The sequence below is a fragment of the Paenibacillus sp. D2_2 genome, assembly GCF_031199965.1.
GTDB lineage: Bacteria > Bacillota > Bacilli > Paenibacillales > Paenibacillaceae > Fontibacillus.
The window spans coordinates 3,568,163-3,592,618 of sequence record NZ_CP133605.1; the positions used below are offsets into that span (position 1 = coordinate 3,568,163).

The following is a 24,456-nucleotide window of genomic DNA, read 5'->3' on the forward strand; positions in this document are numbered from 1 at the left end:
TGTAAGTCTAAATAAAAGGTGGGAGCTAAGAAGCCCCACCTGAAATAATATTTATTACATTATCCGCACTTACTATATCCACAGTTGCTGCAAGTCTTGCAACCTTCAATATTGATCAACGTTGCCGAGCCGCAGGATGGGCACAGGTCGCGTGATGCAGCTGGTGCATTATACCGTTGGTCACTACCGTGATCATGATCCTGGGTAAGCTCGTCATGGTGATGATCTACCGTTGCAGCAACCGGTGCCGGATCATGGTCCCGCCGAAATCGCTCTGCACATGAGATTCCAGCGCTTTGGCTACGGCGTCAGCGATCGATTCGACGCGATTCGGACCGAAGCCGATCGCTCCGGAGCCACCGATTCCCTTCAGATGCTTGATCAGTAGTTCCACCTTCTCACCATGATCCCCATAACGGAGGAACAGGGAGCAGACACGACCCAACGCTTCCGCCATGGCGAATACGTCAGAACCCGCCTTGCCGACGTTCAAGAAGATTTCACTCGGAATGCCATTCAGATCATTTATCGTAATGTAAGCCATACCGAATGGCGTGTTGATCTTATACGTAGCGCCGCGAAGTACTTGTGGACGCTTCTTATATTGCTTATCTTCAACCGATTTCCGTCCAACATTGATACTATTGCTATTATCATCTGCCGATTCCTTCGTTGATGCTGCCTCGCTAGCTGCAGGTGCCTTAGCATCCTTGTCTTCCTTCTTCTCGGTCTGCAATACTTGAACATCACGGCTACCGTCGCGATAGATCGTTACCCCTTTACAGCCCAGATCAAAAGCAAGTTCATACAGGCGCTCCGTATCTTCAACCGTGAAATCGGACGGACAGTTCGCTGTCTTAGAGATCGAGCTGTCAACCCAGCGCTGAATTGCCGCCTGCACGCGGATATGATCCTCCGCTGACAAGCTCATCGCTGTTACATAATAATCCGGCAATTCTTCACCTGGATGCGCGTCCATCCATTCCTGAGCAATTGGAACGAATTGCTCGTCGAAGCCTCAGCCGGCTTTGACGATAATATTTGAAGGCAAAGTACGGTTCAATACCTGTTGATGTACCCACCATCGTACCCGTACTTCCCGTCGGAGCCTGTGTAATCAGAGTTACGTTACGTACCCCTTGTTCACGAATCGCTTCGCCAACTTCTGGATATACCTCAGTCATCACCTTCATGAAGCCGCTTTGCAGGTACTTATCTGCTTCAAATGCCGGAAAGGCACCCTTCTCCGCCGCAATCTCTGCAGATGCCAGATAAGATTCCTTGGCAATAAACCCGTACAATTTATCGAGGAATTCCAATGATTCCGGACTACCATAACGGATGTGAAGCTTGATCATGAGCTCAGCCAGCCCCATCGTTCCTAATCCTACACGGCGTTCCTTCTTCTGATTCTGCTCATTTTCTTCAAAATGATACGGTGTCTTGGTAATGACATTATCAAGGAAACGCACGGAATAGCGCGTTGTAACCGCTAGATCAGCCCAATTCACATCATGCTTCTCTTCATCATAGAACTTGGACAAATTAATCGCCGACAGGTTACATACGCCCCAGCCAGGCAAACCTTGCTCTCCGCACGGATTCGTACAGATAATCGGATTAAAGTACCAGCTGTTAGACATTTGATTGTAGTATTCCATGAACACGACCCCAGGCTCAGCCGATTTCCAAGCCGACTCGATGATCGTATGCCAGATTTCCCGTGCCTTCACTGTCCGGTAATGTACAACCTTACCTCCGGCAGCTTTCCATTTATCGAGATCGCCATCCCATACTTCTGTGTAATCGTCATCGGTGGTGTCCGGGAAGACCAATTCCCAATCCAAATCTTCTTTGACAGCCTTCATAAATGCGTTACTTACACATACCGACAGGTTCGCGTTAGTGACTTGTCCCATGGTTTGCTTCACCGTTATGAAATCAAGCACATCCGGATGCCAATCGTTGATCATGAGCATCAAAGCGCCGCGACGGCTACCTCCCTGCTCAATCAGCCCCGTTGTATAACTGAACAGTCCGCCCCACGATACCGCACCGCTCGATGAACCGTTAACGCCTTTGACTACAGCACGACGTGGACGGAGCGAGCTCAGATTGATTCCGACGCCACCGCCGCGGGCCATAATCTCTGTCATTTCACTCAAAGTCTCCATAATACCGCCACGGCTATCCTTTGGAGAAGGAATGACATAGCAGTTGAACAACGTCAACTCATCGCTGGCTCCTGCTCCTGCGGCAATCCGACCACCCGGAACAAGCTTCCAATCTTCCAATATACCGCGGAACTTATCCGTCCATTCGGCTTGCTTCTCAGGCGTTTCTTCCACCGAAGCCATCGCATTTGCCAGACGATCCCACATCTCTTCAGGTGTCTTCTCGATATTCAGCGTCAGCTTCTCGACATCCGTCTCCACCAGCGTACCGCTACGTGTCTTGACGGTAACCAACTGGCCGTCGCGAGCGACTACTTCGCCAACTTCCTTAGTCGGAAATTTGGGATCATCCTTGGTCAAGACGAGAACGACGTCTCCAACCTTAGCATGGCTCGGATCAGGATTCTTCCATGCGTACCGATCCAAGAAGATTTTCTCGCTTAGCCCTTCAAGGCGCTGATTTTGCTTCGTTTCCAAAGAAAACACCCTCCCAATTATTAGAACTGTTCTGTACCTCTTAGCCGATTCTTTCCGAATCAATCTGAATCATAAATAATAACGACTGGTATAGTGTTAGCCATTTTCAACAAAAACACAAAAAAAACAAGCTCAATATAGTAATACCGCTTCACGGAGCTACCGCAGACAAAGATTATCCTGTAATCAAGCAGTAATTACGAGATTGAACCCTATAAAAGTGGTTCCATGTTATGAATACGCACACCTAGAAATGTTACAATTATATGTACAAATCTCAATATGTAGTGTGCACAAACTATTATACTACACTACATATGGTTGTCACAATGAACATTATTTTAATTTGGACTATTAAAGCGAATCCTTCCTGCACATACTTCTGATTGCTTCTAATTTCTATCTATTTCGGGCCAAGTTATATCCTTTTTGTTTTTCGTCCATACTACCTACAGCATCTAGACAATGAAATAGTTAGTCAAAAGGGAGGTTACATCATCATGAGCCCTCATCCCCCAAATTCGGACATGAAGCATGTGATATCCGGTGTTCCCATTGAGTTCGACCGGAATTGGTATGAAGATCTTGAAATGAGATTTAAAAAGGGCGGCCCCTGGGATGATTGGAGTTTGTTCAATCTGGCCAGCCAGGCCGAGGCTTCCACGCTCGTTACCAGTTTCGAAGAAATGCTGTGCCTGGGTCACCTGAATCAGTTCGATCCGCTGCCGCATCAGATTGATACGGCACATAAAGTGATGTTCGGTATGCGCGGTAGGGCTATTCTCGCCGATGAGGTTGGCCTCGGCAAGACGATCGAAGCCGGATTGATTCTGAAAGAATATATCATCCGTGGGCTTGTCAAGAAGGCTCTCATTCTCGTTCCAGCCTCATTGGTTCTGCAATGGGTGAGAGAATTAAATCAGAAGTTTGGCATCTCCGCCATAGCTCAGAAGAAGGAGCATTCCTGGCATAACGATATTGTCGTCGCTTCGATGGATACGGCCAAGCGTGACCCCCATAAGAAAATTCTGACTGATTATGAATATGACATGGTTATCGTTGATGAAGCTCATAAATTAAAGAACAAGAAATCAACCAATTACCAGTTTATGTTGCAATTGCGCAAAAAATATTGTCTTCTTCTAACGGCTACGCCAATCCAGAACGATCTGAGCGAGCTGTTCAATCTGATCACCTTGCTAAAGCCGGGTCAGCTTGGAGGACAGCAAGATTTCGCCTCCAACTTTGTCGTCGACAAGCGTATTGCTAAGAACGAGGAAGTTCTTAAGGATGAGTTGTCAAAAATATTAATTCGAAACCGCCGCGGCGAAGGTCAGTTGGATTTCAAGAAGAGGAACGTCCGCAACGTGCATGTCGAGCTCTCCCTGAAGAGAAGAACTTATACAATGGCGTGACTTCCTTCATCAAGAATCAATATCGGGCGGCAGGCGGGGATCTAGGCAGCATGTTCTCTCTAGTTACCCTGCAAAGGGAAGTATGCAGCAGCCGTGATGCTGTCTTTGTGACACTGGTGAATTTGTCCAAGAAGCTGGCTCTTGACTCTCCGCTTCGCGATGATATCTGGGATCTGGTCGGCATTATCAAGACGATCCAGGCGAACAGTAAGGCCGAGAAGACAATGGAGCTGATTCGTGAGATGAACGAGAAGGTTATCGTCTTTACGGAGTATCGGGCGACTCAAGAATATTTATTGAAATATTTCAGTGACCGCAACCTCTCTTGCGTCCCATACCGCGGAGGCATGAACCGTGGCAAAAAAGACTGGATGATGGATCTGTTCCGCGGCAAGGCACAGGTCATGATCGCCACCGAGGCTGGCGGAGAAGGAATCAACCTACAATTTTGCCACAATATGATCAACTTCGATCTGCCTTGGAATCCGATGCGAGTGGAGCAGCGGATCGGACGGGTACATCGGCTCGGCCAGCAAAACGACGTGAACATATACAATTTGTCGACCCAAGGTACCATTGAAGAGCATATCGTGAATCTTCTGCACGAGAAGATCAATCTCTTCGAATCGGTCATCGGCCAGCTTGATGTGATCCTAGAGCGATTCGAGAAAAATGGTTCGCTAGAGAAGAGCATCTACAAAATTTTATTGGAATCCAGTAGCGATGAGGACATTGCCAAAGGTGTGGATTCCCTCGGTAATTCACTAAATACCATCAAATCCGAATTGAACCTTAAAATTTCAGAACAGGGGCAGAACGGAAATTTTGAACAGCTGCTTGGAGGATAATGACATATGACGATGACACAAGCACAAATACAACAGTATGTCATGACATATCTGGATACTACAGAATGCCAGATTCTTGAAAAATCCCCTACCATGTTACCGTTAAGCTCTCGCCACGAGCGGACCGAGATCTGACGAACCGTCCTTATTATTGGGGATTCATCGATCGAACCGGTGTTGAGCCGGAGACGATGAGCTTCTCATTTGTATTTGATTCCGAAGCTTATGAGGCGCTGCAGGAGCGGAGTAATGGAAATAGCAACACGAAGTCTAGCTCAGATCCTCACTCGCCCCAACCCGCTTCGGGGCAGCCTCCCTCTAGCGGAACTGCGGATGACAGCGTACTGGGACGCTACTTCGGACCGATCCGGCCGCTTCCCATCCTTGGACCAGGACGAATCCAGAAAGAAGTGCTCACGTTTGGGAGCTCACGCCTCAAGCAGATCTTCATGGCAGCCAGACAAGGTGGACGATGCGTATACCTATTTGAAGACCCCGGTCAAAGGCAGCGTATGACCCTGTTTCCAGCGGCCTATGAGCCTTGGCTCGGAGTCTGCTTCAAGCTGGAATTTTGCTGTGATATTAAGCGCGAGGAAATGCACTTCTTGGGCGTCTCTCTGTTAAGCGGGCGAATTGACGAGTTCTTCTCAGCCGGTTGGCGAGTATTCAGCTCGTTCCTCGCTTGCCGGAGAATGTCAGCATCGAGCCATCTGATTTATCTATTGCAGAAGGCAAGGATGTCCTCGAGCAAAGACTGAGGGATAAGATATCTACTTATGATATGGACTGGGCCGAAGCGGCAGCGGAAAGGCTGAGAGATGAGCTTGAGCTGATCGATGCCTATTACCAACCATTGCTGAACGACTCCGATGAAGAACGAAAGCAAGAGATCTTAGGACAATATGAGGCAAGGCGCAGTGAAATTCGTTGGCAGTACGAGCCGAGAATTGTCGTATCTGTCGTCAACTACGGCATCTTTCATCTGCGTTCGCCGCGTTGACTTTCCTACGGGCCAGAAATTGACGCTACTCGCTAAAAGGCCGCAAAAATAGAAGCTTCCCGTCCAATACTCGTTTGACACGTTGCAACACTCTTTTTACGGTGCTTTCTGTACAATTGGACAAGCGATATTAATTTAATGACTGGGGTGACTCGTCTGATGCATGTAAATATCCGTAAATCGGTCTCACTGATGTTGAAAATATTGCTATGTACAGGCATTCTGCTCCCGTCCGGATTTGAAGCTCAGGTGCTCATCGCCCGTACAATGGCTGCACCGACTCAAGTCTCCTGTATTCAAGCGGCAGCTCCTGATGGGCTCAAACACTTTGCCGAAGATACGATCCATCGTCTTGCAGCGACGAAGCCATTCGCACATTGGAAGAATGCCAAAACGGTCATTGAGCCGCTGGGACCAGGAACACATAGCTGGCTCGTTACTGTATGCTCCGATGGGCAAGGCAATTCCGCTGTAGAACACTCAACTTCTGCCGGATACCTGATTATTTCCGTAACGGACCAGGGCGAATATAAGCTGATCGAGTATGGGACAGGCGAGGACTCCATTTTCTCACCATCTGCCCTGAAATCAGGTCTAGACCATATCGGCATCAAACTTGATTCCAATCCCGATCTCATAGTCGTCCCTCTCTATGCTGGACCTACTCTAGTAGAGTGGGGATTGGCAGTCGCAACAAGGAAGACCTCACCCATTACCTAAACGCGCTAAGTGGCGAAAATTTACCGGAAACACCGCAGAGCTTTGCCAAACAAGCCGCTAAATACACACCTCCCGGCTCTGCCGCCGGGAGTTATCCTAATACAGACCTGACGCCAGCCGTTAAGGCCGTGCAAACAGCAGTTCAATTTGACCCATATGATAATATTATGTGGATGACTAGCAAGGCTCTGGACATGAGCCCGGAAACATTTGAACAGATTATTACCGCCAAGAAACGTCTCATATATGTCTCCTCCGGCGGAGACCGCACTTATTCCGTACCATTACCTGTATTCGGTTATCAACTCTGGGAACAGTCCAAAGCCGACACTGCTTCGATCTACGTACAGAGTGGAACTGAATCCTCACCGCGCTGGATTTCTCTAGAATCCATGCTTAACGCAGGTAAATTCGTTATTTACTAACTTAACTCCCCCTCCCCTACCGCCATTAAATACGGCAGGGGAGGGGAAAATAAACAAGCTGCCAAACAACTTGGCAGCTTGTTCTATTTATACATATCAAGAAGAGGTATCTCTTCTTATACCTTTTATGCGAAGCCCCTTAAGCCGCCATTCCTTGGTGCGAAGACGATGGAACGGAATTTGACGAAACCAGAGCGAGATTGAGAATGGGATCATTCCGAACCAGGTCTGTGCCCAGCTTGGTTTGCTGTGGGAACGCTCTCGTCTGACCTCCTTCGGCGTCTCAACATAATCAACCACCCGCTCGGTAATGTATCTTACCAATTCATCGCTTTTGGTAGTCATGGCTTCCACCTTCCTTTTCGAATCTTGAATTGAACACCACTATAAGTGTAGTTTGCTCCATAATCCGATGAAATAAACTTGGAACTGTATTCGAGGGAGATGCATGTTTTCGCCCATTTACGCTCAATATAGATGAAGAGGAAGTTCAAAAAAGTCCGCTTTTGATCACAGACTAGAAGAAAAACGGAAACCTTGAAAGGTGAGATCATGAGAAGAAAACTATCTGTTCTGCTCGCCGCGGCTCTCATGCTCTTCAGTTTATGGGGCGACAGCACCCCAGTCTCGGCAGATGTGAATGACCTAAGATACGCTTTTCCCAACCGGTTATATTAATCGATGTCGGACATGGCGGAATTGATGGAGGTACTTCCTATGGAGATATCCTTGAGAAGGACATCAATCTTGATATCAGCCGCAGATTGTATATGCTTCTAAGAAGTCATGGGTATCGCACAATATTGAATCGAACTGGCGATTACGCCCTGAGTGATGAGAATCGCTGGTTGAATAGTCGTTCACGGCATATCCGGGACCTAGCTCAGCGGAAGGAACTTAGTGAGCAAGTACCCGCTTCAATCGTCGTTAGCATGCATGTGAATTGGGGACGTAACAAATCGCGACGCGGGGCTCTGGTACTTCATCAGAACGACGGCCGAAGTGCTCTTCTTGCTTCCGCCATTCAGGATTCACTTGACACTCTATACAATAGCCATCGCTTACCTGAAGTTGGTGAACCCTTCTATTTGCTAAGACATATCGATTCACCTGCAGTCATCGTAGAGACTGGATTTATCAGTAATGCCGAAGACCGCGTCATGCTTACAAGCAAACGCGGTCAACAGAAAATAGCCGAGGCGATTTACGCCGGAATTGTTCACTATTTTACGGTAATGTAACCCCAAGTCCCGGATTTCCGGGACTTCCTTCTGCTTGGGCAACATCCAGCATTCCAATAAAGTGTATACCCTTCTGCTTCATTTCCGGAATTTGACGCTTCAACGCCTCAGCTGTTGCGAGCCCACCAACCCCAACATGACCGATCGTGACGCAGGGGCTCTGCTGTTGAAGTCGTTCCTGCACTTTCCTAAGCTGCCCTGTCACATGACTAACCGAATGGACATCATCGAGAAAAATGTGATTCTGAAGTCGAGGCATCCCCTTCTCATCACATATTTCGCCTACAATCGAATGATAATTCGTCTTGCTATCAACGAAGAATAGGCCATGTTCCTTGCATACATCCAGAATCACCCCCATAATTCGCTTGTCGCCCGTGATCTTCGAGCCCATATGATTATTGATTCCCACAGCATAAGGTACATTCTTAATGGCAGCCTCCACTTTCTCCCTAACCTCAGCATCGGTCATACTCGATAGAATTGCGCCTGGTCCCAGCCACTCTGGCTTCCCCTGTTTCGGCTCCATCGGCAGATGAATAATTACATCATGTCCTTTCTCATGAGCCTTTCGGGCATCCTGTTCACTTGTCCTAAGGAACGGCATGACCGCAACGGTAAGTTTTACCGGCAGACTGAGAATTTCATCCGTTCCTTTCATATTGTTGCCGAAATCATCGATAATGACCGCCAGCCGTTTCTCTTCCGTAACAGTTGTCATGTATTCCACTAAACCCGCTGTGTTCGCGGACGAATCCTCAAACCCACCAACCGCATAGTTCACTGATGAATCACTTACAAACAGCACTACCAGCGAGAGAATCGCTGCACTACCCCATCTTGTCAATTTCATTGTCCTCTGCCTCCAAATGAAGTGATTTTTAAATCAACTCTTGCTTCCAGGCTTTGCGGCGAATCCAATATGTTAGCAGCATGTCGGCCATGAACAATAACAGCAGAATCGGCCCCGTTATCGCCCATAACCCGGTTATTTCTGCATAAATCCCTTCCGTGAATGGATGAATGTACTGTAGAAAAACATACGACAACACTCCCCAGTATAGGGAAAAGCGTAGACAAACATAGCCGTTTAACTGAATGCGGTTGTCGGAATAATCCCACCATCTTCGACCGAATAGCCTGTGCAGCAGTAAGCCGCTTACATATTCAACAAAGGTCGGAATAAGCAAACATGCTATCCATAAGACTGGTTGGCTCCGAACCACATCGGCTAGCATCAGCAAAATTAACGGAGCAAATCCATACATTGGCTTATACGGACCTTTCAAATACCCTTCCTTCCAGAACACTCCTGTTGTGAACAAGCTGTATACATTCTCAAGCAGAAAACCACATAGAGAATATACAAAGAAATAAAACAACCACTCATTAAGTTCCAAATTAACCAGCCTTTCTAGATGTCTTTATCGGAAATGAACAGCGCAAGGTCTATCCTTCCTATTATGACTGTCCAAGGCTCATTTATGCGCACAGCAAAAAGCCCGGCATTCTTTGCCGGGCTGCATGAAATATTGTCGATTCTATAGTTCAGTCCTTGATTTACATTTCAAGAGCCTGTCGCGCTAATGCCAGGCCTCCGCAAAGACCAGCATTACTGCCGAGTCCTGGTGGAACAATGTAATCGTTGATCTCGGAGTCAAGAGCGTGGTGTTGTACATACCCATTAAGAAGCGTGCCTACCTGCTCGCGGATCAATGGGAATAATTGAGGTTGGCTCATTACACCACCACCCAGTATGATCTTCTTCGGTGAGAGAATAAGGATATAGTTCATCAGCGCTTGCGCAATATAATAGCTCTCAAGATCCCAAGCAGGATGATTATCATCCAACTCATTTCCTTTTCTGTTCCACCGTGCTTCGATCGCCGGACCAGCGGCGAGTCCTTCCAGACAATCCTTATGAAAAGGACAGTGACCTTCATACTGATCTTCAGGATGGCGTCTGACTAGAATATGTCCCATCTCGGGATGCACTAATCCATGGATAAGCCTTCCCTCGGCGACAGCTCCTGCTCCGATTCCGGTGCCAACCGTAATATATAGACAGCTATCTAAGCCTCTGGCCGCTCCCCAGGCCGCTTCTCCCAGCGCCGCAGCGTTCACATCCGTATCGAAGCCGATTGGTACATTCAAACTTCGTTTGATATGATCAACCACTCGGTAGCCGCTCCAATTCGGCTTTGGTGTTTTCATAACTGAGCCATATGTATCACTCTGCTTATCGACATCGACCGGGCCGAAGCTGCCGAACCCAATCGCTTGAACTCCTTTGTTCTTGAAGAATTCCACTGCTCTATCCAGCGTCTCCACCGGCGTTGTGGTTGAAAAGGAAATACGTTCAGCAATTTCACCGTTCTCGTTCCCTACACCGCATACAAACTTTGTTCCTCCGCCTTCAATTGATCCGAATAGCATTGTTTCCCCTCGCGTTCCATAAGATTATCAGTTGTTTCATGTTCATGGTTAAAACTCAAAACTTTGGATTATTGTCAAGTAATATACAAAATTTATTGCTCCACACTGGTCCATTGGATCCCAATATTAAATCCACGTCAAAAAGCGATTTCCCCACAGCGCTTCATGATGCCTTCTAATAACATCAGCCGACAGCAAAACAGAGTCCGTTGTTGTATGGAGACCTTTCTTCATAAAGGAGCGGTAGCCAAGCCCATGTGCCATTCTAACAGTCGTATCTACACAGTATTCCGTCTGTGCGCCGCAAAATTCAATTTTATCCGCATTCAGAGACGTTAGAAGTTCTGTTAAATTTGTTTGGTAAAAAGAGTTGGCGTGAGTTTTAGAAACAAAGTGATCCGTTTCTCTAACATCCAATTCATCCATCAAGTCCCATTCCGGCGAGTGCAGTGGGAGCCCTTCATCATGATGCTGTACAAAAATGACGGGTAGTTCATCCTCCCGATAGACGGCTATACGCTCATTTACTCCTTCCAAAACTTCATTCAAACCGAAAAGTGGTTCTTCTTCCGTATGAAGTCCTTTCTGCAAATCAATGACGACAAGCGCTCGAGCCATCCAATCATTCCTCTCTCTATTGCATATCATTTATTTAATCTAAATTATATGTTAAAACTCCGTTTGTTGAAAAGATTCATAGATCGAATGTTCGCATCTAAATCAAAAAGCCAGGCCACTTAACTACTACAGCAATCAAGGGACCTGGCTATTATCATAATTTTAAATACCGACTTACTTGCTCCAGCTGTAACTTACGATTTCGGCTGGTTTGATCTTCTCAGACACTTTAGCATCAACTGGCTCTTCCAGCAGATTGCAGCGCTGAGGATTAAGCCCGGCGATCGACAGACGAAGCGGCTGCTCAGCTCCGGTCATGTTGAAGCCTCTCGTCACGATCTCATCCGAATGCTCTTTACGTTTAAATGCTGTAAGCGCAAAGGCATCTCCTTCAACCTTCATGTATTGATGATCGGCTGCAAATTGTCCGGCATGCTTGGAAGTCTGATAGCTGCTGAACGGAACCTGGAAGTTGATCGCTTCATGGTAAGTTCTTAGCTTATCCGCTTCATCTCCATGGAAGGCTACAGCGAATTTAACCGTGTTCTCGCCAAGGCATTGCGCTTCAGGCGTTGGGAAGTAGCCCCAGTCACCAAGCTCGCCTACGGAGCGAAGCAGAGTCAACGCAATCGTTCCACGCTCCGACAATACTTCATATTCGTTCAGGCCGAAGTTCGCAACAGTAACACCATGTTGGTTATCATGCACATTGACGAACGAGTGCTGATGCTGTGGATTCGTCGGATTCTCCCAAGCCCGGTCTACCTTGTTAGGACGCTGTACCACTTCGTAGATGCTCTCTGCTTCATGGTATTCCGTCTCGATTCCAGTTGGGAACAGTACGCGCAAGCGGTGATCCTTCATTTGGTTGTTATAAGTGGTCTCGAATTGCAACTGCTTGCTGCCCTTTTGCAGCGTAATCTTAGTTGCAATCTTGAAGATAGCCGTCTCCTTGGAGCGCTGAGCTTTACGATCGCGGAACTCGATCACAGCCTTCATTTCCTCTTCTAGAAGTTCATCGGCGGAAACAGGGATTTCCAGCTCCTGCTCAACCAATACTTCACCTGTAAAGGCATTAGCCGATTGGATCGTAACTGTTGCTTTTTTACCCGCAGAGAGAATGGCTTGGTCTCCTACTGGCTGCTTGAAAATATACTCATTGGCGATATCACCAACATCTTCAAATACCATCAAGCCCGTGTATTCCTTGCCTGTCTCTTTGTTCTGAACATCCAGTGATCCATCCTCTTGAATAGTCACCTTCAGGAATTCATTCTCCAATAAATGTCCTTGCTCCTTAACGATGGCTTCGCCAGCTTGCAAATCTGCGGCAGAACCTTCAACTAATGCGAAGGACTCCCATGCCATAGCAGACATTTGCTCCATGAACATGCGTACCTTAACATACCGTCCCATGAAAGGCTGACGGAATTTATCCTTAGGAAGGTCATAGCCGAAAGTAACACCTTCATCGATGATTTCAGCAGCTACTGTCTCGCCTTGAGCATTCACAACCGCGAGTAGCGGCAGCTTCGTCTCTTTCTGTTCATAATAGAGCTGGGAAGGCGTTCCTTGTGAGAATGGCTTTCTCGACCATTCGATCGTCACTTCAGCTACACCCGTCTTCGCAGAACCAGCAGTATTGAAGATAACGAATGGCTTCGAACCGTCAGGGAAAGCGCTGGTGTCGATCTGAGCCATCAATGCCTCAGCCGCCTCATCAGCTACAAATTTACCAACCTCTTTTGCTTTTTTGAAGCGCGTTACCATTTCCTGATGCACTTCATCGACACTGCAGCCACAAATGCTATCATGCGGGTGGTTCTGCATTAGCGTCTTCCATGCATAACGCAAAGTGTCATGCGGATATTGCTCAGCAGTCGTATAAGCCATAGTAGCAAGTGGCTCTGCGATATTTTCCAGTTGACGCTCTACTTCGGTGTTCATCTGCTTCAAGTAGATACGTGCAGAAGACGTATTAGCTAGTGTGTACCAGCCGTCGGTTTCCTGACTAGTCAACTCTCCGGATACCGTGCTTAATTCCTGCGGCAAATCAGCTCTAAGCGCAGCGATGTAATCCTCAAAGTTGCTATGGATGAACTCAATATCCGGATACAGTTCATTTGCTACGCGTATCGCAGCAGACAGATCCTTCTGTACCGGTTGATGGTCACAACCATTCATCATCAACAAATGCTCTGTAGATGCATATTGCGATGCGTCCGCGAGTTTGCGCTCCCAGAACAATTTGGCTTCTTCCTTATCCACCGGGATCTCGTTACCGTTGCTGTACCAGTTAGCGAACAATAGACCGAGAATTTTCGAACCGTCCGGACCTTCCCACCACATCTCGGAATATTGCGAAGCATATTTCTCATCATTAATAACAACATTGTTGAAGCCCGTCGGCTTCACTCCGCGCCCGAAAGCTGCAACATCCAGTCCGGCTTCACGCATCATTTGTGGTGTCTGCCCCATATTTCCAAACGTATCCGGGAAGTAACCAAGCTTGACTGGTGCGCCCCACTTCTTGCTCTCTTCAAATCCGATCAGCATATTGCGCGTATTTGCTTCACTGCTTATCAAGTAATCATCCTGCAAAATGTAGAACGGACCGATCTTAAGGCGTCCCTCACGGATGTACTTCTCAAGTAAAGGTTTCTTCTCCGGGCGAACCTGTACATAGTCGTCGAGAATAATCGTCTGTCCGTCAAGATGGAAGCTCTTGAATTCTGGATCAGTCTCGAATAGTTCCAACAAGTCATCAACGAGTTGGATCAGACGCATATGATGCTGCTCATAAGGCAAATACCATTCGCGGTCCCAGTGGCTGTGAGATAAAATGTATACTTTTTTCATTCTAATCGTCTCCTTAATTGAACTACCTCTTATTTATCTATCCGGATGTCGAAATAATCCATCACTAGTTCACAGAACATCATATTTGCCCAGGAGAACCATTCTCTCGTATATTTCGTCGGATCATTCACGTCAAAGCCTTCATGCATCAGCTTAGTGCCAGCATCACATTCCACCAGCAGGTTGAGAATCCGTTCCTTCTCCGTTTTGTCCTCAGTCGTCATACCCTCCATCGCCAGCGCGATTGGCCATACATAATTCTCCGGAGTATGCGAACTGCCGATTCCCTTCGCATAAGTTCCTTCATAGAAGAAAGGGTTCTCGGCACTTAGCAATGTCTTACGGGTAGCAAGATACAACGGATCATTGCTGTCGCAGTAGCCCAAGTATGGAGCAGACAACAGGTTCGGTACGTTCGAATCATCCATAATGCTATAATTTCCTAGACCATCAACTTCATAAGCGTATACTTTCGCACCGCTCGTATTTGTTACCTTGGCATGTTGCTGCAGCCCTTGTTCGATATCTTCACGCAGCTTCGTGATCCGCTCGATCAAGGAATCGTCCTTAAGGATATCCTGATAAATCTCACGCAAATAATCGAGAACAACGACAGCGAACATATTAGATGGAACAAGATATCCATAGCGGCAAGCATCATCGCTCGGGCGGAAGCCGGACCAGGTCATGCCTGTAGGCGCTACTGGAGAACCTTTACCGTCTCTGACTAGCGTGTCTTCCAATCGGGTTGTATCACGAACGAAGGTGTATGGCGAACGGTTATGATCCTGCTCAGTCTCCCATACTTCCAAGACGTTCTGTACCGCTTGCCTAAATGTATCATTGAACTGAGCTGTACGTCCGGTAGCCTTCCACAACAAATAACTAAGCTGAAGCGGATAACAAAGAGAGTCGATCTCATATTTGCGCTCCCAGATCCATGGAGTCATCTCCGTATGATCGGTCTGATGTCCAGCATCATTTGCTTCTTCATTAAAAGCATTAGCATAAGGGTCCATATTGATATATTGCAGCTGGCGCTCGACAAGACCGGCAATCATCTCCTCAAGATCGGCATCCTGCTTGGCTAAAACAAGATAGGGTCTTACCTGAGCTGTTGAATCCCGCAGCCACATCGCCGGAATATCCCCGGTCAATAGGAAGGTCGTACCATCTGAATGACGCTTGACCGTCGTTAGCAGTGTATTGGCGAAGCAGGCATTAAAATTCTCCGCCCAACGTGCATGCTCTTGGCCACATAGCTCAGTAATATGATTCATAAAGCTCTTGACCGATGTTGGAATCTCATTGTAACCCAATTTGTTAGCCTCCCTAGTCTCTATCAAATCTTAATCCCATATCCCAAAAACGAAAGTTGATATATCAAATAATCTTCAAAACCTATTTTATGATATACCATATCATTTGTCTAGCGTTTACATTCATTATTTTATAGCTGTTATAATTGGTTATACTAGAGAACTATATACGTGATCGGAGTGATCCGTTGTCTTTCTATCCCTACTCTATTGCTGAAAAGCTTGTTCTATCGTATATTCAACATAACAACCACATTTATTGCTCCATAGATAACATTTACAATTGACATATCAAACAGATAAATGATATACCAAATTTAGCGAGGAGAAAAAAATGGAACAGATTCCACTATATCAACATATCGTAAATACGCTAAAAGCAAGAATCAAATCAGGAGAACTTCAGCCTGGGGACCAGCTCCCCACCGAAGCGGAGCTCTCCAGAGAGTTCAAAGTGAGCCGCATTACATCCAAACGAGCCTTAACAGAGCTGGAAAATGATAACTTGATCTACCGGGTACAGGGCAAGGGCAGCTTCGTAAATGCTGACCTGCCTCCTCTCCGTCCTCTACCCAGGATTGGTAAAGAAATTCTGATCATTCTGCCATTCACCCATAACCCGGGACTTGGCGATTATGAGAAAGGGATTAATGAATATTTAGCGACGACCGATTATACGCTGAATATTCAATCCAACACGGTGATCGGACAGCGCAGGCTACTGGAAGCAGCCTTACATAACAACAATTCCGGCCTGATCATCTATCCGGTGAGCAGCAGAGACGATCTCGGCATTCTGTATCAATACTATCTGTCGAAATTCCCGCTGGTCACGATGGACAAGATCATTGACGGTATTCCGTTTCCATGCGTCGTCTCCGATAATTTTGACGGCGGCTATCAAGCCTGTAAGCATCTGATCGAGAACAATCACAAGAAGATCGCCTTTCTCTCCTCCTCGCAGGTCGAGAAGTCTTCGTCCATTCGGGAACGCTATTTTGGTTATTTGCAAGCGCTGTACGACAACAGTCTGATCGATTATAGTGTGAACGATCTAATAGATCGGTATTTAACCCATGAGGATGATAACGGCAAGGAGTACTACAAGAAGTTCATTCAAGCTGTTATGGAGAACGGAATTACGGGGATTGTTGCTGAGAATGACCTGATTGCAATTGAGATTATTCAGATCGCCAAGAATATTGGTCTATCAATACCGGATGATTTCTCGATTGTAGGCTTCGATAATATTCATCTTTCCAGCTTTATTGAACCAAGGCTCACTACGATTTCTCAGGATTTTGCACAAATGGGTTATATGGCTGCGAAGAACCTGATCGGAATGATTGAGGACCCACTACAGCGTCCGCAAGACAATGTAATCATTCCGGTACAGCTGATCAAGCGTCAGACGGTGAAACAGCTATAAAATGCCTACCATTAAAAATTGAAGGAGAGTCTACATGCTGCATTATATTGATACTAGACAAGGCTCCAACAACAAACACTCTTATTCGAATGGGAATACGCTTCCATATACGGCAGTCCCGTTTGGCATGAATCACTTTGCAGTTCAGACGAATGATGAAGGAAGCTGGTTTTTCAACCCGCTTGATCGCGTCTTCCAAGGGTTCCGTCTCACCCACCAACCAAGTCCGTGGATGGGCGATTTCTCTCATTTTCTGATGACGCCTATTGCAGATGATAAGATTAGAGGCACCGTTTTCACCTGCCAGAGCTCTTATCGTCCAGAAGAAGCTGTGTTCAAGCCGAACTACGTAAAAGTGAAGCAGCAACGCTACAATATTACGAGTGAGCTTGTTCCATCCTGCTACGGTGCTGCGCTGCGCATTAAGTATAATTCCCGCCATCAGGCCGGACTCGTACTCAATGTGAAAAATATCAGTGAATGGCATATCGACGCCGCAAATCGTAAGCTCACTGGCTATGTAAGCAATTTTGCCGGTTGTCATGATGATCAATTCCGTATGTACGTAGCGATGAGCTTCAATAAAGAGCTCGATCTTAGCACTTCCGGATACTACGATGAAGAGGGCAAGCTCTATAGCGAGGCTTCGGTCAGCGGTAAAGACCGCCATTTTGTCATCCGCTTCAAGGACTGTGAGACTGATACCCTTCATGTCAAATTGGCGACCTCTTTTATTAGCGACGATCAAGCTACGCTTAACCTGGAGCGAGAACTGAACCTATCTATCGACGAACTGAAAGAACAGGGTGCACAAGCCTGGAATCGTTATTTGGGCAAAATCCAGGTGTCACACACCAATGAAGAGTATCTGCGCACCTTCTACACTTGCCTGTATCGTATGTTCTTGTTCCCGCAGAAATTTTACGAGCTCGATGCCAATATGGAACCAGTCCATTATGATACGACAGCAAGAGCCGTCAAGAAAGGTGTTCTATATACGAACAACGGCTTCTGGGATACTTACAAGACCGTCTATCCACTCTACTCCATCATCGCACCGAAGGAATATGCTGAGATGCTGGAAGGATATCTGAACTCTTATCGTGAAACCGGATTCCTACCGAAATGGTTATCTCCAGATGAGCGCGGACTGATGCCGGGTACCTTAATCGACGCCGTAATCGCAGACGCCGCAGCTAAGGGAATAGGATTGGAATTGATGCCTGAATTGCTGGAAGCAATGCTGAAGGCAGCAACGACTCAGAGCGAGCAGACCTGCTACGGCCGTCAAGGCACACTGGATTATATTAAATATGGCTATGTTCCAAGCAATTATCATGAGAGCGTTAACCATACGCTGGACTATGCTTACAGTGATTATTGCATCAGTCGTGTCGCTGAACTGCTGGGTAAGACAGATATCGCTGACAAGTACCGCGAGAGCGCGCTGAATTACCGCAACATCTTCGATTCCGAACTCGGCTTTATGCGTGCGAAGGATCAGAACGGACAATTCCGTACAGACTTCAACGATACAAGCTGGGGACGGGACTATGCCGAAGGCAGCGCCTGGCAGAACGGCTTCGCCGTATTCCAGGACTTCCAAGGGTTGATTGATGCCTATGGTTCAAAGGAACTGTTCTTCGATAAGATCACTGAATTATGCAATAAAAAGCCAGACTTCGATGTGCTCGGCTACGGCTTCGAAATTCATGAGATGAGTGAAATGGCCGCTATCGATTTCGGACAAGTTGCTATTTCTAATCAGCCAAGCTTCCATATTCCGTATCTGTTCAATTATGTTGGACAGCCAGCCTCCTCGCAGGTAGTGATCAAGCAGATCGTCACCCATCTGTTCAACAGCGGCTTTGATGGATATCCAGGCGATGAGGACAACGGTAGTATGGCTGGCTGGTATGTATTTAGCTCTATGGGCTTCTACCCGGTATCCCCTGGCAGCAACGAATACGTTCTTGGTATCCCGTTATTCGATCAGGTGACCATTGAGCTGCCTAATGGCAAGCAAATGCAAATCCGTACGGACAATAACAACCCGCAGTCCAACTTCGTATCCAACGTCAAGCTGGCTGGACAGGATTATACCAAGTTATTCATTACTTACGAAGACATTATGGAAGGCAAGACGCTCGACTTCCGCCTCGGTCTTGCTCCGAGCTACCGTGACTACAAGCCGGAAGAGCTTCCTTTCTCGATATCGAAATAACGAAAAACAGGGACAGGCTGAGTTATGCATCAGCTTGCCCCTGTTTTTTAAATTAAGACGGTCAGCGATCGCGAACCGCTCAACGAAGCCCCCAACGCTGTCTTTCCCCAAATCTAACGAAACTGGCAATCGCTATTTGAGCCTAAGAGCGTCTTTTTATTTTCTAACGAAACGTGGTATCGCTATTAGCTTCATATCACGTAGATTGGCCTCGTTTTCGTTCAAATAACGATATGGTGTTTCGTTACATTTTGGGCAGCCTTATTTTCGCCTAAATAGCGTGTCCCAGTTTCGTTAGCGGTCAGCACTCTTTCCCCGCCAACGTCTTTCTATATTTCAACGGTGAGAGACCCGTTGCATCCTTGAATAAATGGTGAAAGGTCTTCACACTCCCGAAGCCTGAAGCTTCAGCGACATCCGCCATCGAGCCCTCCTCGGTCAGCAGCAGCCATTTAGCCTTATTCAATCGGTACTCATTCAGAAATGTAATAAAGTTCTTCCCTGTGTTCTTCTTAAACAGCCTGCTGAAATAGAAAGGATCGAAGCCCATATACTCAGCCACTTCCTTCAGCGTGACCGATTCTTGATAATGTTCCTCGACATAGGAGAAGACCCGCTCCAGCTGCTCCAGCGTCTCACGCGACTGGATATTTCCGTTACTGGCGTACTTAGCCATTTCGTTACAAGGAATGTCTCTGAATATTATAGGCAGCATTTCAAATAACCTGGCCTTAATAATATACATGTAACCTTCCCGTCGCGAGACATTCTCCTCATGAATATCCTCCACCAAAGCACGCATACGCTCCATCACATGCTCGGGCCATTTCCAGCTCGAATGCTCCATTTTCATAAAAGAATCACTGATGGATTTCTTGCGCTCTGCATCGGTGGACGAATCATAGAACAGACTTAGATCAAATTGAATGACGATCCTCTCGCCATCCGGCGCAGCTAGGAAGTAATGGACATCCCCTCCAACAATAAATTGAATCTGGCCTTCATGCATTCGGATTGGGATATCGTTAATCCCCAGCTCCAGACTGCCTTTCGTCACATATATGATCTCAATCTCTTTATGCCAGTGTGGATAGCATAACCCTTCCCCAGAGTTAACAAAACTTCTGAAGGAAAAATCCTTGTCCAATTCCGGAAGTTCCAAATAAATACTCACAGTCATCCCTCGTAGTCATTGGTTGTCTTACACTACTGACTATATTAGACAATATGATTTAGGTTGTAAACCGAGCGCAAAAAGGACGGTACTTGCGTGATTCACGCGAGGCCCGTCCTTCATTTCTTTCAGTACACTTAAAAACTACATTCATTAATTCTTCTTGCTGATCTTCTCCAACGCTTCGGAATGGCCATAGACCGGATAGTCACGCTTCACTGGCTCACACCAGCGCACACCGTTGATGATGACCTTCTGAATGTCTGGATGGTAATACGTCGGATGTGTCTCATGACCCGGCTGAAAGTAGAAAATCTTCCCATTACCGCGACGATAAGTAGAACCGCTTGGGAATACGTTACCTCCCTCGAACCAACCGACAAAGATTAGCTCATCCGGGGCTGGCACATCGAAATGAGCCCCATACATTTCCTCTTGCTCAAGCTCGATATATTCACCTATTCCTTCCGCAATTGGATGGCTCGGATCCATGACCCACAGACGCTCACGCTCATTCGCTTCACGCCATTTCAAGTCGCAGCTTGTACCCATCAGCTTGATGAAGATCTTCGACATATGTGCCGAATGCAATACGACTAGGCCCATCCCGCGGAGTACATGACGGTGCACTCGCTCAACAATTTCATCACTTACTTCGTTGTGGGCAACATGTCCCCACCAGATCAATACATCGGTATCTTTAAGCACTTCCTCAGTCAGACCGTGCTCTGGTTCATCCAGCGTTGCTGTCTTTACTTCCATATCCGCTTCCTTCAAGAAGCTAGCCAATTGCCCATGAATGCCTTCCGGGTATACCTCACGAACTTTAGCGTCCGTCTGTTCATGGCGATATTCATTCCATACCGTTACTCTAGTCATATTCTTACTCCTCCTGCTCATTCAGTCCAGAATGTCTTCTCTATATGCCTGATATGTCTATCATACAAAACGCCCAGTCCGTTTTCTTCCTACCGTTTGTTCTATTATTCCTGAATTTTGTCTTCCAGATTTATGCTGTTCTAGAGGCTAATTCTGATTTCAATATCTCTAGTATGATATGATCACCGCAGCACGCTTAGTTCGGATTCCAACCGATGATATCAAGCAGCAACCAAACTGCCGTTAACCAGACAAAAATTGCAGAGCATTTATTAATAATAACAAGCATCCTTCCCGTTCCATCCAATTGCTTCAATATACGACCTGCAATGGTCAATGCAAGGAACCAGCACCATGAGACCAGGATGCAAGCAGCAGTGAACCATACCTTATCAGCTGCCGTATAACGAAGTGCACTCGTTCCAATCACGCCGACAGTATCAAGAATGGCATGGGGATTTAATAAAGAGACCGAAAGGGCAAAGACAATTTGTTCTTTGATAGACAGTTCTCTGCGATCTTGTCCAAGTCCTGTCCTAGGCTTCGTTCTCCACATGGAATATCCCATATAGATTAGAAAAACAGCCCCTCCGCACATCATAACGATCCGAAGCCATTCCACCTCCCCAACAATAACCGACAGACCAAGGACGGCAAGCAATATGAGTAAGGTATCGCTGATTGACGCGGTGATCGTAGCTGGCAGTGCCCTCCGGAACTTAGGTTGCTCTGCACCTTGAGTAAATACGAAAAGGTTCTGGACGCCAAGTGGCAGAATAAGACCGAAGGCAAGTACCATTCCATGTATGAAAGCCTGCAATTTTGATTTCCTCCACCCTTTTTCTTTCTATTATAAATATGGTATACATAATAGGAACGACCAATTGGATGGTAATTAAACCAACCAATTTAAAGGATGGAGTTGCAACCTATGGAATGGCAACCAAATCGATTCTCACATTTGACCATACAACAGCAAATCATAGATTGGATCAAGCAACGCATTCAGAGCGGTGAATGGCCGATCCATACGAAGCTCCCAACGCAAAGAAAACTGGCCGAAGCTATGGGAGTTAACCGTAGTACAATCGTCATTGCCATTGAAGAACTCGTGGCCGATGGCATATTGTCAACGAGGGTCGGCGATGGAACCTATGTATCGAACAATAGCTGGAATGTGCTTATCAAGAGCAATCACCTTGACTGGGAGAGACATATTTCCTCCAGCATTTATGAACCGAATTTTCAGACAATTCAGCTTATTAATGAATATGAGCAACAGGAGGATATCATCCGCCTAGGAACTGGTGAGTTATCTCCGGAGCTGCTGCCTACGGCTGCTCTACAGCGCTCATTGCAGAACGTACAGATTGCCGCACGGGACATCGGCTACTCCGAACCGAAGGGCAGCAAACAGCTTCGGCATATGCTAAGTCAATATGCCATGAAGAGGGGAATTCATGCCTCACCTGATAGCATCATGATTGTATCTGGCGCTCTACAAGCTCTACAGCTGATTTCACTGGGTTTGCTCGAACCTGGCTCGACTATTTTCCAGGAGGCTCCCTCTTATTTAAACTCGGTTCGCCCCTTCCAATCTGCCGGAATGAGAATCATCTCTCTGGAGAGAGGTAATCGCGATAACAATCTGCTCGATCAAATCACAGCCATGAAGGGCAAGAAGCAGTCTCTGTTCTATACCGTCCCGACATTACACAATCCGACCGGTTCCACGATGAGCCTGGATGAGCGCCAGGAGCTACTGCAAATCTGTGCTTCTCAGCAGATCCCTATTATCGAAGATGATGTGTATCACGAGCTGGCGTTCGATGAGATCCCTCCGTCGCTTAAATCTCTAGATTCCTCTGGCCAAGTGCTCTATATCGGCAGCATGTCCAAGACTTTAAGTCCAGGCCTACGGATCGGCTGGGTTATCGGCCCTGAGCCAGTCATCGACAGGCTGGCCGACATTAAAATGCAGACGGATTACGGGTCAAGTGCATTCTCACAGCAAATTGTGAGGTATTGGCTTGAATCGGGGCTTTATGATGAGCATATCGTTAAACTACGAGCACAGCTTAAGCGGCGAGCCGATTTCGTTGAGGAAATTTTGCGGAGTCGGTTTAATAGCATAGCGACTTGGAATAAGCCGACAGGCGGATTCTACATTTGGCTTCGTCTCCGCGAACCACTCGTGAACAAAGCCCTGTTTCTCAAGCTCATGAAGCAAAATGTACTTATCAATCCGGGGTATATATACGACGCCAAAGATTTTTACCATATCCGGCTCTCTTATGCATACGCTAGCTTCGAGCAGTTGGAGACAGGTTTGAATATTTTATATGAGGCCATTGTGGAAGGAACTTAGTCATTTAGGCGGATCACTTTGCATGCTTTGGGTAATGTCCCTTCTTGAATCCATCTCTCTACTAGATCGTTGAAGAAGTCGGGCATAACCAAGGGAACACCGTGGCCCATTTCTGGGATAATAACACCAGTGCAGTTTGAGTTCGCTTTGACAAGATCCTTTGCGGACTTTTTCATCATCGCTTTTTCTTTGGCGCCAACTGTAACTAAGAGTTTACCACGCGCTTCTCTAAACCCTGCGGGTATTTGAAAAGACATGTTCTCCTCTAACACTCTAACAAGAGTATCGAGCTTCATCTGGCAGCTTTCCTCATAATATCTCTGAAAGTTGGCTTCCTCTATATATAACGTCTTGGCTTGCAGCTTAGAGAAGCGTCTATTTCTGATTAATGGATACGACAATCTAACCGTAGGTCGAATGAATTTGCGCATAAGTTCACTTGGTCTGACAAGAGCGCTATTGATGATGGCAGCCGTAACTAAATTCGGTCTCTGGCTTAATATTTGAATAATGACCTGCGCCCCTAAAGAAAAACCATTCAGAATGACTTTACATCCTGCAGGCTTTCCTGCTGCCTTATCCTCAATAAGCTCAATTAATCCTTGCGCACTGTCCTGTATAGAAAATGGAGTAACCTCATCGCTTCCACCATGTCCAGGCAAGTCTGGAACGATACTATGATAATGGGAGAAGTATGGAATCTGGTTATCCCACATCCAGCCGCTCACTCCGCCGCCATGCAAAAACAACAGCAGGGGAGCATTTTGATCACCGTATTCTTTATATTGCAACGCCAATCACCTCACCTACTTATTTGGATTTTGAAGCGCTATTAAGCCCCAAGATTATA

General features: G+C 46.6%; 17 protein-coding genes and 3 pseudogenes. 8 read left to right on the plus strand and 12 right to left on the minus strand.

All coding sequences use genetic code 11. The annotated features are described in order from the left end of the window. Positions 1–59: 59 nt before the first annotated feature. Positions 60–2,651 (minus strand): annotated as a pseudogene (locus RE628_RS18085) (adenosylcobalamin-dependent ribonucleoside-diphosphate reductase). Between the two features lie 500 nt (positions 2,652–3,151). On the opposite strand from RE628_RS18085, the pseudogene RE628_RS18090 reads away from it, so the two are divergent. The 4 genes and pseudogenes from RE628_RS18090 (at position 3,152) to RE628_RS18105 (ending at position 7,059) form a co-directional block, all read left to right on the plus strand. Further along, positions 3,152–4,914, plus strand: a pseudogene (locus tag RE628_RS18090) (DEAD/DEAH box helicase). 6 nt (positions 4,915–4,920) lie between these two features. After that, positions 4,921–5,914, plus strand: a pseudogene (locus RE628_RS18095) (YqhG family protein). A gap of 159 nt (positions 5,915–6,073) precedes the next feature. Beyond that, entirely contained in the window at positions 6,074–6,634 is a 561-nt protein-coding gene (locus tag RE628_RS18100; protein WP_309154371.1) for a hypothetical protein, read from the plus strand. Continuing rightward, positions 6,589–7,059: a hypothetical protein gene (locus RE628_RS18105; RefSeq protein WP_309154372.1), complete on the plus strand. Its 471-nt coding sequence runs from the start codon at positions 6,589–6,591 to the stop codon at positions 7,057–7,059. The genes RE628_RS18100 and RE628_RS18105 overlap by 46 nt, the downstream gene beginning before the upstream one ends. A 96-nt stretch (positions 7,060–7,155) precedes the next feature. On the opposite strand, the gene RE628_RS18110 is transcribed toward RE628_RS18105, so the two are convergent. After that, complete coding sequence (locus RE628_RS18110; RefSeq protein ID WP_309154373.1) at positions 7,156–7,404, minus strand: YqzE family protein; 249 nt, start codon at positions 7,402–7,404, stop codon at positions 7,156–7,158. A 380-nt stretch (positions 7,405–7,784) separates the two neighbouring features. Here RE628_RS18110 and RE628_RS18115 point away from each other — a divergent pair, with 380 nt between their 5' ends. Beyond that, a complete protein-coding gene (locus tag RE628_RS18115) occupies positions 7,785–8,300 on the plus strand; it encodes an N-acetylmuramoyl-L-alanine amidase family protein (RefSeq protein ID WP_309159499.1) in 516 nt (171 codons plus the stop codon). Here the strand turns inward: RE628_RS18115 and RE628_RS18120 are convergent. The 6 genes from RE628_RS18120 to RE628_RS18145 all read right to left on the minus strand — a co-directional run bounded on the left by RE628_RS18120 (position 8,287) and on the right by RE628_RS18145 (position 15,532). After that, positions 8,287–9,153, minus strand: a complete 867-nt coding sequence (locus tag RE628_RS18120) for a divergent polysaccharide deacetylase family protein (RefSeq protein ID WP_309154374.1) — start codon at positions 9,151–9,153, stop codon at positions 8,287–8,289. The genes RE628_RS18115 and RE628_RS18120 overlap by 14 nt on opposite strands. Positions 9,154–9,181: 28 nt before the next feature. Beyond that, the gene (locus RE628_RS18125) at positions 9,182–9,700 is read right to left on the minus strand and encodes a putative ABC transporter permease (RefSeq protein WP_309154376.1); all 519 of its coding nucleotides are present in this window, start codon (positions 9,698–9,700) and stop codon (positions 9,182–9,184) included. A gap of 160 nt (positions 9,701–9,860) precedes the next feature. Then, the gene (locus RE628_RS18130) at positions 9,861–10,736 is read right to left on the minus strand and encodes an ROK family protein (RefSeq protein ID WP_309154378.1); all 876 of its coding nucleotides are present in this window, start codon (positions 10,734–10,736) and stop codon (positions 9,861–9,863) included. A 126-nt stretch (positions 10,737–10,862) separates the two neighbouring features. Beyond that, positions 10,863–11,354, minus strand: coding sequence for a cysteine hydrolase family protein (locus RE628_RS18135; RefSeq protein WP_309154380.1), 492 nt, complete (start codon positions 11,352–11,354; stop codon positions 10,863–10,865). A 174-nt stretch (positions 11,355–11,528) separates the two neighbouring features. After that, positions 11,529–14,213: an alpha-mannosidase gene (locus RE628_RS18140; RefSeq protein ID WP_309154381.1), complete on the minus strand. Its 2,685-nt coding sequence runs from the start codon at positions 14,211–14,213 to the stop codon at positions 11,529–11,531. A 29-nt stretch (positions 14,214–14,242) separates the two neighbouring features. Beyond that, the gene (locus tag RE628_RS18145) at positions 14,243–15,532 is read right to left on the minus strand and encodes a glycoside hydrolase family 125 protein (protein WP_309154382.1); all 1,290 of its coding nucleotides are present in this window, start codon (positions 15,530–15,532) and stop codon (positions 14,243–14,245) included. A 334-nt stretch (positions 15,533–15,866) separates the two neighbouring features. On the opposite strand from RE628_RS18145, the gene RE628_RS18150 reads away from it, so the two are divergent. Both RE628_RS18150 and RE628_RS18155 read left to right on the plus strand, forming a co-directional pair. Beyond that, a complete protein-coding gene (locus RE628_RS18150; protein WP_309154383.1) occupies positions 15,867–16,961 on the plus strand; it encodes a GntR family transcriptional regulator in 1,095 nt (364 codons plus the stop codon). Positions 16,962–16,995: 34 nt separating this feature from the next. Continuing rightward, on the plus strand, positions 16,996–19,185 hold the full coding sequence (locus RE628_RS18155) for a GH92 family glycosyl hydrolase (RefSeq protein WP_309154384.1): 2,190 nt from the start codon (positions 16,996–16,998) through the stop codon (positions 19,183–19,185). 301 nt (positions 19,186–19,486) lie between these two features. Here RE628_RS18155 and RE628_RS18160 read toward each other — a convergent pair whose 3' ends face one another. The 3 genes from RE628_RS18160 to RE628_RS18170 form a co-directional block, all read right to left on the minus strand. After that, positions 19,487–20,359, minus strand: coding sequence for a helix-turn-helix domain-containing protein (locus RE628_RS18160; protein WP_309154385.1), 873 nt, complete (start codon positions 20,357–20,359; stop codon positions 19,487–19,489). A 153-nt stretch (positions 20,360–20,512) separates the two neighbouring features. Continuing rightward, on the minus strand, positions 20,513–21,238 hold the full coding sequence (locus RE628_RS18165) for a ThuA domain-containing protein (protein WP_309154386.1): 726 nt from the start codon (positions 21,236–21,238) through the stop codon (positions 20,513–20,515). Between the two features lie 196 nt (positions 21,239–21,434). Then, positions 21,435–22,058 (minus strand): LysE/ArgO family amino acid transporter, encoded by a 624-nt coding sequence (locus RE628_RS18170; protein ID WP_309154387.1) that lies wholly within the window; start codon positions 22,056–22,058, stop codon positions 21,435–21,437. 111 nt (positions 22,059–22,169) lie between these two features. Between RE628_RS18170 and RE628_RS18175 the strand changes: the two genes are divergently transcribed. Then, on the plus strand, positions 22,170–23,606 hold the full coding sequence (locus RE628_RS18175; protein ID WP_309154389.1) for an aminotransferase-like domain-containing protein: 1,437 nt from the start codon (positions 22,170–22,172) through the stop codon (positions 23,604–23,606). Here RE628_RS18175 and RE628_RS18180 read toward each other — a convergent pair. Beyond that, positions 23,603–24,403, minus strand: a complete 801-nt coding sequence (locus RE628_RS18180) for an alpha/beta fold hydrolase (protein ID WP_309154391.1) — start codon at positions 24,401–24,403, stop codon at positions 23,603–23,605. The two genes, RE628_RS18175 and RE628_RS18180, sit on opposite strands and share 4 nt — an antisense overlap. Positions 24,404–24,456: the final 53 nt, after the last annotated feature.